Raw genomic sequence first — 12,334 nt, forward strand, 5'->3', positions numbered from 1 at the left:
TGTTATTTAATTAAATCTTGTACGAATTTTGGTAGGACGAACGCTGCTTTGTGTAATTCTTTTGTGTAGTATTTTGTGTCGATTTCATGGAAACGGTCTTCACTGATTTCCAGCGGGTTGTATTTTTTAGAGCCGATTGTAAATGCCCATAGTCCACTTGGGTATGTTGGAATATTGGCTAAATAGAGGCTTGTGATTGGGAAAATTTCTTTTACATCACGTTGAACATCACGGATCAGGTCTGCTTTGAACCATGGATTGTCTGATTGTGCGACAAAGATTCCGTCTTCCTTCAATGCTTTCGAGATTCCCGCGTAAAAGCCTTTAGTAAATAGGTTAACCGCTGGGCCTACTGGTTCTGTTGAATCCACCATAATGACATCATATTCATTTTCACTTTTTGCTATATGCATAAAGCCGTCGCCTACTTGAACATCCACACGTGGATCATCAAGCTTTCCAGCGATTTCCGGCAAAAATTTCTTCGAGTATTCGATTACTTTTCCATCAATGTCTACAAGAGTTGCTTTTTTCACGCTTGGGTGCTTAAGAATTTCACGGATTACTCCGCCATCTCCGCCTCCGACAACCAGTACATTTTCAGGATTTGGATGCGTAAATAACGGCACATGGGCCACCATTTCGTGATAGACAAACTCATCACGTGTTGAAGTCATTACCATATCATCAAGAAGAAGCATATTTCCCCATTCTTCTGTTTCTATCATATCCAACTTTTGAAACTCTGTTTGCTCCGTGTGAAGGGTCCGATTTACTTTCATCGTAATCCCAAAATTCTCAGTTTGTTTCTCTGTGAACCAAATGCTCATATATTTCGCTCCCTTTCTATGTGCCGTCCCGGTGACTGATTTCTAGAGCTCCGATGACGATCTGTTCATTTTAAAAGCAACCCGTTCCACAATTACCAGTTTTCGGATTTGCTAGAAAAAGTATAGATGAATCTAGCAGAATTGCAAGTATTATTTCAATTTTAAAAATAGATGTTTAAAAACTGCGTTTTACTTTCATACTGAATACTATTACTTTTTTTCTAAGGAAAGTGAGGTGTGTGGATTTGGAAATCCATATTGGACAACGTTTTCGTAAAAGCCCTAAGTACATTCGAGCCATTCTCATTCTCACAACTCTTGCAGGCCTTTCCCTGTTTTTGTTGTTTCTTTCTCTTATGATCTATGTAAAAATTCTCGGTCCGCCGACCATTGCTGTTCCGCAATCTAGTCTCTATTACAGTGACAGTGGAAAATTGATAGGAGAAACAGATATTGGCCAGAAAAGGTATTGGACGGGGCTCTCATCCATCTCTCAAAATCTCATAGACGCGACGATTTCTGTCGAGGATCGTAAATTTTATAAACATCATGGTTTCGATATAAAAAGGATTGCGGGTGCCTTGATTGCTGATTTAAAAGCATTGGATAAAGTACAAGGTGCTAGTACGATTACACAGCAATACGCACGGAATCTCTATTTAGGTCATGATAAAACTTGGAGCAGAAAAGCTCATGAAGCGCTTTATACATTAAGACTAGAGATGAATTATTCAAAAGAAGAAATTCTCGAAGGCTACTTAAATACGATTTATTATGGACATGGTGTCTATGGCGTTAAGGCAGCTAGTCAGTTTTACTATGGTGTTGATCCGAGTAAGCTGTCTATTGCTCAAGCCAGTATGCTTGCTGGGATTCCCAAAGGACCTTCACGTTATTCACCTATAGCTAACCCTCAACTGGCTAAAGATCGCCAATCCCATGTTCTTTCTTCAATGGTTACCCAAACATATATAACTGAAAAGGAACGTGCTCAAGCGGACAAGACCGAACTTACCTTAAATGGAAAGTACCAAATAGAAAAAAAGAGCCACGCTCCTTTTTTCCAAGATGCGGTTAATTCTGCACTAAAAACACAATTAAAGATTGATAACCGAACCATTGAAATGGGCGGGTTAAAGGTTTTTACAACATTAAATGTGAAGCAGCAGGAAATTGCTGAAAAAGCATTTGCCGACATTCTATCGAAAGATTCATCCATTCAAGCAGCGTTGATTACAATGGAACCCAGCACAGGGGAAGTAAAAGCTCTTGTTGGAGGTAGAAATTATCAGGAATCACCCTTTAACCGGGCTACTCAAGCGGTTCGTCAGCCTGGCTCTACCATTAAGCCGCTCCTTTACTATTCTGCGCTAGAAAGCGGCTTTACACCTTCTACTACATTGTTGAGCGAGCCAACCACCTTTACATTTGATAAGGGGGAACCATCATATACGCCCCATAACTATAACAACCAGTATGCCAATGGTGAACTCACTCTAGCGCAGGCCATCGCACTCTCCGATAATGTCTATGCCGTGAAGACTCACTTATATTTAGGAAAAGATGCATTGATTAAAACCGCTCGGAAATTTGGCATTACGGCAAAAATGGCCCATGTACCTTCTCTTGCACTAGGAACATCCGGCGTAAGACCTATCGAAATGGTCAATGCATACAGTATCTTAGCTAATGGCGGAAAAGAAGTGGAGCCAACTTTCATTACCAAGGTAGAAAATGCAAAGGGTGAGGTTATTTTCGAGTCAGCTCCTCAAGAAAAACAACTTCTTGATCCTGCTCGAACGGCAGTTATGAACGGGATGTTAACTGGAGTGTTTGATTCAAAATTAAACGGATATACCAAAGTAACAGGCAGCACCATCCTTCCTGAAATATCAAGGATATATGCTGGTAAATCGGGTTCCACCTCTACGGACAGCTGGATGATTGGCTATACACCAGAGTTAGTGACTGGGGTGTGGACTGGGTACGACCAAACAAAGAAAATTACTAATCCTACGGAAAAGATGTATGCGAAAAAGCTCTGGATTCGTTTTATGGAACAAAGTCTCAAAGGGGAGCCGGTTAAGTCATTTCCGCAGCCAAAAGATGTCATTAATGTTGCTGTCGATCCGATAAGCGGCAAACTTTCGACCGATGACTGCCCTGTTTCTAGACTTACTGCGTTTGTAAAAGGAACCGAGCCGCAGGAATTTTGCACACAGTCGAACCCAGAAAAGACAGAAAAGAAGGTCCCCAAGCTAGATGATAAAAAGGCACCATGGTACAAGCGATTCTTAAAAATTTGGCAATAAAGCAAAAAACCTCGAAAGCCAAGGGAGGCAATCGAGGTTTTTTGTGTCCTAGTGCTATAGCGTTGATACGCTGATTTCAGTTTACTTATAAACTGTTAATTCGACAAGAATTATCCAGTTAAACAAGGTAACATTCACACTTTAGACATATTTCAGCCTAAGAGGTCCAGTTTTAATTGTTCAGTAGAACGTGCCCACATACCAGCATCATGCTGTTGCAAAAAGTCAGCTAAAATCTTTTTCGATTTCTCGTCCATATGTGAAACAATTATTTTGCGTTTGAGTGATTTATCCATATTGTTTACATGTTCGGGCAATGATTTGTATCCGCGTCTGATTGACCTGTCTACTGTCATCTCACAGGCAGTTATCCCTGCATACATAGGTCCTTGTTGAGTAGCTTCAATCGTTACCCAAACAAGCCAGTAAAGCTTGCCGTTCGGTACCTCTTCTTTTGTTTTTAAAAATTTGATACCTCGTTCAACCGTGCTCCTTGCATGCATAGCACCGATATCAACAACAGCATCTCCTGCCTCAACATCAATAATTACCGGCGATATATTATCCAGGGTTAATACACCAGCTCCGTACCCGCCATGTCCTTCTGTCGGGTCATTTTTAATAATATTAAAGCCCAGCTTTTTCTTAGGTTGTTCTTCCATTCCTTACTACCTCCTTTTACAAATATATTAAAAAAAGAACAGCCTGAAAAATTGATTCATAAGATCATAAATAAACGGGATTACGGTCGAAAAAATCGGTTGTATCGTAATGGCGTTTAATGGTGGAATAATCACCAAGATTAAGAAAATAAGTGAACCATAGTTTTCGTATTGTGTCATTTTAGCTCGAGTTGAATTAGATACGAGATCCTCTACAATCCGATAGCCGTCTAATGGCGGAAGCGGAATTAAGTTAAAGACGAATAATACCACATTTAGTTGGATTAATTTATTGATAAATGGTTCCACATAAACCGGTATTGGTTGTCCGGACGCGAAAAATGAATACAGAATGGCATAACCGATTGCAGCCACTACTAGGTTGCTCAATGGTCCGGCAGCTGATACGAGCACCCCGGCAAGCCTAGGATTCTTAAAATAATATCGATTGACCGGTACAGGTTTAGCCCAACCGAATCCTGCTATCAATAGGAGAATGGTCCCGAAAGGATCCAAATGCTTCATCGGATTCAGCGTCACACGCCCTTGGTTTTTTGCCGTAGGATCCCCGAACTTATACGCGACATAGGCATGAGAAAATTCATGGACAGTGAAGGCAATTAATAGCACAGCCACCACATATGGAATTTCTTCTAAATTAAACGCTAAAAATCTCTCCACATGGACTCTCCCTTATTGTTTGATACGATTAGTATACAACAAATTCCTATTGAAGAAAAAAAGTTGAGCTGTCTTCCTTTTCTTGCAATTCGTTTTTTGGTATGAAACACTACTGACATACCGTATGAAAGGAGGACGCTGCATGCCCTATGTAACTGTAAAAATGCTTGAAGGACGTACAGAGGAACAAAAGAAAGCCTTAGTAGAAAAAGTAACTTTGGCTGTATCTGAAACAACAGGTGCCCCTTCTGAAAACATCACGATTTTCATTGAAGAAATGTCAAAAAACCATTATGCCCAAAATGGCGTACGATTCAGCGATAAGTAACTACATAAAGGAAAAGCTAAGCTTATAACAGCTTAGCTTTTCCTTTTAGGGAGTCAATATATTGATATGCCTCGTCAATCTCCTCTATGCTATATCTCTGCTTACTCTTGAGTGTAAAAATCTTTTCCGCTACTTCTTCCTTCGCCAATGTCTCAAAGTACAACACCGTTGAAACCAGTTCCAAAAAGCGAGCATTTTTTTCATTCATGTCAAGCAGACAATCATCAAGCTTCGGCATGTCGATTTCGTGCATGTTCATAAATCCTTTTCCCGTTTCGGTAATAGAATAGCAGTATTGGTAATAGCCTGCTTTCTTTTCCTTCACTTCATGTAAATATCCCATATTACATAGTTCTTCAATTCGCAGTGTCAGCTCTTCTGAATAAGGACCATAGAAATGGAACTCAAATTTTTCTTGAAAAGGAAATGACAGCTTTTTAGCGATATATATAATCTTCTGCAGCTTCTTCCTGCCTGCAATCTCACCAGCCGCCGCAATGGCATTCATAATTCTAGCGTGCTCCTTGAACAAAGGAAAATCACTCCTCACACAATATTTCCATCAAACTACTTTTTTTCATCTGCCATCTCAAGCAGCCGGCGAATTTGTTGTTTCACGTTTTTATTTGTCGATTCGTCGCGCAAAAAATCTGCAGGATAATATAATTTATGATCGGTCCGACGTTTGCCTGAAATCGCTTCGACAATTTCTGATTCTCGTGAAAGCTCACGAATTTCTCCATTGTTTTTCAATAGATGAATCGGCAGACGTTCTTCTTCCTCACCTGGCCGATAGAAATCATACGGCAAATCCGAGGAAGAGTCTACAACCAAATAATAGTCAGGATCAATCCCTGCCTTTTTAAACAGCTTTGTTAGTTCAATCAACTTATTCATTTGCTCATTGGAAGGATGAAACTCCGTATATTTAAACAGACGGCGATTCATAAACCGATTGCAAAGGTCACTTAGTATTTCATCGCGTTCATGTTCCCAGTTTGCAAAATAATATAACATCACCGCTTCATCCATTTTCAAATAATCTTTCAAGGTAACATCACCTTTGAAAAGTGAGTGAAAATGAACTGGGTCTTGCTCGAAATGATAGCCCGTCTCAAATAAATACTTAGCTCGATGCAGCACCTTAGTTAATATCACTTCGGCACTCCGGGTTACCGGGTGAAAATAGACTTGCCAATACATTTGATAGCGGCTCATGATGTAATCTTCTACGGCATGCATGCCGCTTTGCTTGATGACAGCTTGATCCTCACGAGGTCTCATAACGCGCATAATTCGTTCCATGTCAAAATGGCCGTAGCTGACCCCGGTAAAATATGCGTCACGCTGTAGATAATCCATCCGGTCTGCATCAATCTGACTCGATATCAGGCTGACGACGAGTTTACCGCTATAGGTTTTGGCAATGACTTCGGCTACTTTCTTGGGAAAGTCATCACCAACATGCTTAAGTACAGTATTCACTTCAGTATCACCAAGAATAATCTTCCTGGTGAATAACTCATGATCAAGGTCAAATACCTTTTCAAATGAGTGAGAAAATGGACCATGTCCTAAATCATGAAGCAATGCTGCACACAATGATAACAGACGCTCTTCTGGATTCCACTCTGGTCTGCCTTCAAAAACATCATCAATGATTCTGCGGACAATCTCATAAACGCCTAACGAATGACTTAATCGACTGTGCTCCGCACCATGAAAAGTCAAATACGTCGTCCCTAGCTGTTTTACCCGGCGAAGGCGTTGAAATTCTTTTGTCCCAATTAGATCCCATATTACCCGGTCACGCACGTGAATATAGCGATGAACCGGGTCTTTAAATACTTTCTCTTCGCTTAACTTTTCACCGGAATATTCCATGGCCTACCCTCTTTTTTATAGTCTGATACTTTTTAGTATAGCTCGTTCTCGACAGGATTCCTACCTGTCAGTTTTGGTAAAAATGATGTCATATCGTATGAAGTCCTGTTGTTTCAACATTTTTATTGTCGAAAATATTTTTCTTATCTTATTGTGTCTATATTTTTAGTAAAAACACATTCTGCACTTCTTACATACCACTCTAAAGAGATGAAAAACCTTGCTGTTCACTTTAAAAAACTAGTATCCTTCCAAGTTTTTGGTATAAAAAGTCTAACATCTGGCGACAATGAAGACTAGAACAACATATATAATCTAAAGTCATGACAAATAATTTACAAGAAAGTATAAATTACCAGAAAAGGAGTAGATATTATGAAAGTTCGTCAAGATGCATGGACCGAAGAAGATGATTTATTACTAGCTGAAACCGTTCTCCGGCATGTTCGGGAAGGAAGCACACAATTAAATGCCTTTGAAGAAGTAGGAGATAAATTAAACCGTACGTCTGCCGCTTGTGGATTCCGCTGGAATGCCGTTGTCCGTCATACTTATGACAAGGCACTGTCTCTAGCAAAAAAACAACGGAAGCAACGGAAACGGATACTAGGAAAGGACCTTGGAGGCAAGAAACGTTTACTATATACCCCTCCAACACCAACCATATCCGATATAACTATTCCAGCCAATCAATCTGTTGAAGAGGACATAGAAACTAGTATTCATTTAGATACAGAGGTTGAAACTCCATATATACCAATGGAATATGTAGAAAAAGAACAATCACACACTCAGAATCTTTCACTTGATGCTGTAATTACTTATTTAAAATCTATGAATGGTACCAGCCTTCAGCTTGAAGTATTACGTACCGAAAATGAGAGACTGAAATATGAATTAAACGATGTAAGAAAACGGAATCAGGAGCTTGAAAGAAAAGTAAATCACTTAGAGCAAGATACGGGACTGATTCAAGAAGATTATGAAACACTAATGAAAATTATGAACCGCGCTCGTAAACTCGTCTTATTAGAAGAAGATGACCGGCCGGCAACAAAATTTAAGATGGACAGAAATGGTAATTTAGAAAAAGTTGCCGAGTAACGCTTGTTAAATGGAGGCTCGCCTTCATCTAGGGAGAGAGAGCAGGCAGCAGCCTGTCTAATAGATTATAAAAAAATCTGGTCAGTTCCTTACGGAAGCACCAGATTTTTTTACTTATTCATCTATCTTTTGAAACACCTTATCATTTCGTTCTACCACTCGTTCTAGATACGCTTCATACTGCGGCCATTCATCTGCCTCAAGCTGTGAAGATGTTAGTTGACCTGCAGACTGCTTAAGTACTTGCAGCAATCTCAACATCACATCAGCTACTGACGAACTGCCAAGCAATTCATCGAGTGATGCCATCACCTCTGGTTGAATGTCTGGATACGTAACCTTCGTTTCATGTGTGCCTTTAGCTGCATCATAAAATCCTTTTACTAAGCTCGCACGTTCTGAACCGCTGCCGGAAACACAAAGATAGATTTGTACCGCTACCCCATTACGAATGCGGCGCTGAGAGATTCCAGCAAACTTTTTTCCGCCAATACTTAAATCATAACTTCCAGGACAGTAGGAACCGGTTATTTCCATTGCTTCAATATCTAGTGGAAATTCAGCAAACATCTTTCTAACAAGCTCGAGCATCGTTTCATAACCACGATTAATTTCAATCCGATGATCTCCCTCTGGAAAGACGAGTGAAATATTCAACACACCCGTATCAAGGACTACAGCAAGTCCGCCTGAATTTCTCACAATGACTGAGTATCCTTGTTCAGTAAGGTACTCTATTCCCTTTTTTAACAATGGCAATCTCGTATCTTGAATACCCAAAACAATCGTTTTATCATGGACCCACGTTCGTGCAGCTGCTGGCGAATTTCCACTTCCAACAGAAGCACATAAAGTATCATCGACCGCAAAGGAATTTAGTGCTGACATCCCAAGTCCAATCGATGACTGATCAATAATCCGCCATACAGGCTGAACCAATAACGAACCTGCTTCATTCATAGTTACGCTTCCTTTATGTTCAAAATTCATTCCTGCCCATTATACCATGTTGCTACCTTAACTCCGAAGGGCTTGAGCAGCAGTTATGATGGCTAATTTATAGACGTCTTCCTCATTACATCCGCGCGATAAATCGTTGACTGGACGATTGAGACCTTGAAGGATCGGACCTACTGCTTCAAAATTTCCTAATCGCTGTGCAATTTTATAGCCGATATTCCCAGATTCCAAGCTCGGGAAAACAAATACATTCGCATCCCCTTGAATTAATGAACCTGGTGCTTTTTTCGCAGCTACAGATGGAATAAATGCTGCATCAAATTGAAACTCTCCGTCGACGATAAGAGTGGGATCTAATTCTTGTGCCAGTTGAACAGCCTCTGATACCCGTTCTGTTTCCGGAGAATGTGCGGAACCCTTTGTTGAGAAGCTTAGCATCGCAACTTTTGGCTCAATATCAAACATCCTCGCCGTTTTAGCACTTTCTACTGCTATCTCTGCAAGGTCTTTATTGTCCGGAGCTATATTGATGGCACAGTCACCAAACACATACTTTTCCTCACCGCGCACCATGATAAATGCCCCTGACGTCTTGGCTACGCCTTCCTTGGTGCGGATAATTTGCAGCGCTGGACGCACGGTATCAGAAGTAGAATGCGCTGCACCACTTACCAGCCCGTCCGCTTTATTCGTATGAACAAGCATCGTCCCAAAATAGTTTTCATCTAATAGAATGTTTCGTGCTTCAGCATCTGAAGCTTTTCCACGCCGCGCTTCAACAAATGAAGCTGCAAGCTCATCCATTAAAATATAGTGTTGAGGGTCATAAATTTCCGCTGCCTCAAGTGAAACACCTAAGTGTTTCGCTTTATCTTGAATCTGCTCAATATTCCCAATTAATACAGGTGTTAATAGCTTTTCTTCTGCCAGCCTGGCTGCTGCAGTAAGTACTCGTTCATCAAGACCTTCTGGAAAAACAATTCTTAAATTATTACCACTGATTTTCGCTTTTAACGTGTCGAAGATATCTACCATTTTTAACTTCCTCCTCATGTTCTGCGAGATTTGTATATGTATTTGTTATTCCTATTATTGTACAACAGCAAACATTTACTTCCTAACCTGCGCACTGGATATTTTTTCATTTCCACACTTGCTCAATGTTCACATATAACTATTTTTAGTGATTATCACCTATGTCTACAGGGTAAAATAAGATTTATGAACGTTTTTTGAACATTCGCTTACTGGCCGCTAAAACATTATCTTTACAGCATTCTATGGTATAGTATGGATATAGAAATGAACTATTAGGAGTGAAGAAGAATGAGTCAAGCAGCACAAACATTAGACGGATGGTATTGTTTACATGACTTCCGCCTAATTGACTGGACATCATGGAAATTATTAAGCAGTGACGAGCGCCAAACAGCCCTTGCAGAATTCCAAGGATTAATGGAAAAATGGAATGCTGTTCAAGATCAAAAAACAGGCAGTCACGCGACCTATTCAATCGTAGGACAAAAAGCTGATTTCATGATGATGTTTGTTCGTCCAACAATGGAAGAATTAAACGAAATCGAAATGGAATTTAATAAATCGAAGCTTGCTGAGTATACAATTCCTGCTTATTCTTATGTGTCAGTAGTAGAGTTAAGCAACTATCTTCCAAGTGAAGAGGATCCTTACCAAAACGCACATGTTCGTTCAAGACTTTATCCAATTCTTCCAAAAGCAAGCCATATCTGCTTCTATCCAATGGATAAAAAGCGTGAAGGCAACGATAACTGGTACATGCTTCCAATGGACGAGCGTAAAAGCTTAATGCGTTCGCATGGTTTGATTGGTCGTTCATACGCTGGAAAAGTGAAACAAATTATCTCAGGTTCAGTTGGATTTGATGACTATGAATGGGGCGTTACGCTATTTGCTGATGACGTACTTCAATTCAAAAAATTAATTTATGAAATGAGATTTGATGAAGTGAGTGCCCGCTATGCAGACTTCGGTACTTTCTTTGTCGGAAACATTCTTCCAGAAGAAAATTTCCAAGCTTTTTTCACTGTATAATTCAATAAACTCAGTCAGTCTCCAGATGAATCTGGAGACTTTTTTTATGTCTGCAAATGTCACCTCTCTTTTTACTTTGATAGGCTGTCATAAAAAGGCAAACCTTCCCATACATATGAACTAGTGAAGTATGTAATTTCTTGAGGCAATCTAAGCCGCGTTTGAGCGCAGTTTACGATTCATCTTTATCACGTAAGATGTTAGAACAGCTCATTTCTATATTTTAGATATTTGGAGGGAAAGCGATGAAGCAAAACAATATTCCAAATCCATATGAAAGCTACAACCCAAATCAGTATCAGCCTTATCTAGATGTTAGACAGCAGCCACAGCAGTCCTATCCGCAGGGGCAGCAAGGTTATCAGCAGCAACAGCAGCCCATGCAACAGCAATACCAACCCATGCAGCAGCAGCCGCAGTTTACCCAACAACCAGGTACCCAAAGCGGCGGTCCTGTAATACCAGGTATGCTGCCCGTGGAAGAATCCTACATTGAAAACATCCTTCGTCTTAATAAAGGAAAGTTAGTCACCATTTACGCAACATTTGAGGGGAATAAAGAATGGAATGCTAAGATTTTCAAAGGAATTATTGAAGCAGCAGGGCGCGATCATGTAATCATTAGCGACCCACAAACGGGCCTTCGTTATCTGATTCCAATGGTGTATCTGGATTATGCCACGTTCGACGAAGAAATCGAGTACGAATATCCATATGCCACCGGACCGGTAAACTTAGCCTCTTACCCTCCAAGATAATGATATCCATACAAAATAAGACCATAAAAGAGATGCCTTCTCTTTTATGGTCTTATTTTTATAAATGTTTGTAAACGGCAATAATCATGAGCACCCATGACGCAAGGAATGCTACGCCGCCAATTGGGGTAATTGCACCGAGTATCTTAATCTGCGTTACACTCAATATGAACAAGCTTCCCGAGAAAAGAAGAATTCCGGCAAACATCATCCAGCCGGACCAATTGATTAACGGACTAGAAATTTTTCCAGCAAGAATCCCGATAAACAATAATCCAGCAGCATGGAACATTTCATATGTAACAGCAGTCTGCCAGGTTTCCAGATACTTAGCTGGAATTTTCCCTTCAAGACCATGTGCTCCAAAAGCACCTAGAGCTACTGCTATAAAAGCATGAATGGCTCCAAGGATAATGAATAATTTCATGTAGAAATCCCTCTTTCTTTTAAAAATCTAGTAATGATTCACCGTTAGCTGCCTCTATTTTTACTGGCTTTGACTGCGGCATTGACGGCATAATTGATTGAACAGGTTGATAATTCTGTGCAGCTGTCGGCAGCTTTTTTAATGAAGGAAAGTTGTTCTGTTTCGAACCGCCATCACTTAATACATCACATAGAACCTGAATAGCCATAATGTATTCGTTCAATTTCTCTGCTGAACTAGCTTGTTTTGCGTGTGTAACCAGCTGTTCCATTTTATCTAAAATTTTGTCAGATGAAATTTCCATCAAAATCACCTCAT

The 12,334-nt window shown here is 40.2% G+C and carries 14 protein-coding genes; 5 read left to right on the forward strand and 9 right to left on the reverse strand.

Annotated features, from left to right (window positions below):
• Positions 1-2 precede the first annotated feature (2 nt).
• A complete protein-coding gene (gene speE, locus MHI18_RS10690; RefSeq protein WP_040374760.1) occupies positions 3-830 on the reverse strand; it encodes a spermidine synthase in 828 nt (275 codons plus the stop codon).
• A gap of 245 nt (positions 831-1,075) precedes the next feature.
• On the opposite strand from speE, the gene MHI18_RS10695 reads away from it, so the two are divergent.
• A complete protein-coding gene (locus MHI18_RS10695) occupies positions 1,076-3,142 on the forward strand; it encodes a transglycosylase domain-containing protein (protein WP_340847332.1) in 2,067 nt (688 codons plus the stop codon).
• Positions 3,143-3,294: 152 nt separating this feature from the next.
• Here MHI18_RS10695 and MHI18_RS10700 read toward each other — a convergent pair whose 3' ends face one another.
• Both MHI18_RS10700 and MHI18_RS10705 read right to left on the reverse strand, forming a co-directional pair.
• Positions 3,295-3,804 carry a YwhD family protein gene (locus MHI18_RS10700; RefSeq protein WP_340847333.1) on the reverse strand — a complete coding sequence of 170 codons (510 nt, stop codon included), beginning with the start codon at positions 3,802-3,804 and terminating at the stop codon, positions 3,295-3,297.
• A 27-nt stretch (positions 3,805-3,831) separates the two neighbouring features.
• Positions 3,832-4,485: a site-2 protease family protein gene (locus tag MHI18_RS10705; protein ID WP_340847334.1), complete on the reverse strand. Its 654-nt coding sequence runs from the start codon at positions 4,483-4,485 to the stop codon at positions 3,832-3,834.
• Positions 4,486-4,627: 142 nt separating this feature from the next.
• Between MHI18_RS10705 and MHI18_RS10710 the strand changes: the two genes are divergently transcribed.
• Positions 4,628-4,813, forward strand: a complete 186-nt coding sequence (locus MHI18_RS10710; protein ID WP_040376332.1) for a 2-hydroxymuconate tautomerase — start codon at positions 4,628-4,630, stop codon at positions 4,811-4,813.
• A 22-nt stretch (positions 4,814-4,835) separates the two neighbouring features.
• Here the strand turns inward: MHI18_RS10710 and MHI18_RS10715 are convergent, their stop codons facing one another.
• Complete coding sequence (locus MHI18_RS10715) at positions 4,836-5,345, reverse strand: YwgA family protein (RefSeq protein ID WP_340847335.1); 510 nt, start codon at positions 5,343-5,345, stop codon at positions 4,836-4,838.
• Between the two features lie 35 nt (positions 5,346-5,380).
• A complete protein-coding gene (locus MHI18_RS10720) occupies positions 5,381-6,697 on the reverse strand; it encodes an HD domain-containing protein (protein WP_340847336.1) in 1,317 nt (438 codons plus the stop codon).
• 375 nt (positions 6,698-7,072) lie between these two features.
• Between MHI18_RS10720 and MHI18_RS10725 the strand changes: the two genes are divergently transcribed.
• Complete coding sequence (locus MHI18_RS10725) at positions 7,073-7,801, forward strand: RsfA family transcriptional regulator (RefSeq protein ID WP_340847337.1); 729 nt, start codon at positions 7,073-7,075, stop codon at positions 7,799-7,801.
• Positions 7,802-7,915: 114 nt separating this feature from the next.
• Here MHI18_RS10725 and MHI18_RS10730 read toward each other — a convergent pair whose 3' ends face one another.
• Both MHI18_RS10730 and pta read right to left on the reverse strand, forming a co-directional pair.
• Positions 7,916-8,761, reverse strand: a complete 846-nt coding sequence (locus MHI18_RS10730) for a lipoate--protein ligase family protein (RefSeq protein WP_340847649.1) — start codon at positions 8,759-8,761, stop codon at positions 7,916-7,918.
• A 57-nt stretch (positions 8,762-8,818) separates the two neighbouring features.
• The gene (gene pta / locus MHI18_RS10735; RefSeq protein ID WP_340847338.1) at positions 8,819-9,796 is read right to left on the reverse strand and encodes a phosphate acetyltransferase; all 978 of its coding nucleotides are present in this window, start codon (positions 9,794-9,796) and stop codon (positions 8,819-8,821) included.
• A 291-nt stretch (positions 9,797-10,087) separates the two neighbouring features.
• Between pta and hemQ the strand changes: the two genes are divergently transcribed.
• Together hemQ and gerQ are read left to right on the forward strand one after the other, a co-directional pair.
• Positions 10,088-10,831 (forward strand): hydrogen peroxide-dependent heme synthase, encoded by a 744-nt coding sequence (hemQ, locus tag MHI18_RS10740; protein ID WP_340847339.1) that lies wholly within the window; start codon positions 10,088-10,090, stop codon positions 10,829-10,831.
• 245 nt (positions 10,832-11,076) lie between these two features.
• On the forward strand, positions 11,077-11,589 hold the full coding sequence (gene gerQ, locus MHI18_RS10745) for a spore coat protein GerQ (RefSeq protein WP_340847340.1): 513 nt from the start codon (positions 11,077-11,079) through the stop codon (positions 11,587-11,589).
• 58 nt (positions 11,590-11,647) lie between these two features.
• On the opposite strand, the gene MHI18_RS10750 is transcribed toward gerQ, so the two are convergent.
• Positions 11,648-12,016: a DUF423 domain-containing protein gene (locus tag MHI18_RS10750; protein ID WP_340847341.1), complete on the reverse strand. Its 369-nt coding sequence runs from the start codon at positions 12,014-12,016 to the stop codon at positions 11,648-11,650.
• 19 nt (positions 12,017-12,035) lie between these two features.
• Positions 12,036-12,320 (reverse strand): YwdI family protein, encoded by a 285-nt coding sequence (locus MHI18_RS10755; protein ID WP_340847342.1) that lies wholly within the window; start codon positions 12,318-12,320, stop codon positions 12,036-12,038.
• Between the last annotated feature and the right edge of the window lie 14 nt (positions 12,321-12,334).

It is taken from the genome of Peribacillus sp. FSL H8-0477 (assembly GCF_038002765.1).
Taxonomy (GTDB): Bacteria; Bacillota; Bacilli; order Bacillales; family DSM-1321; genus Peribacillus.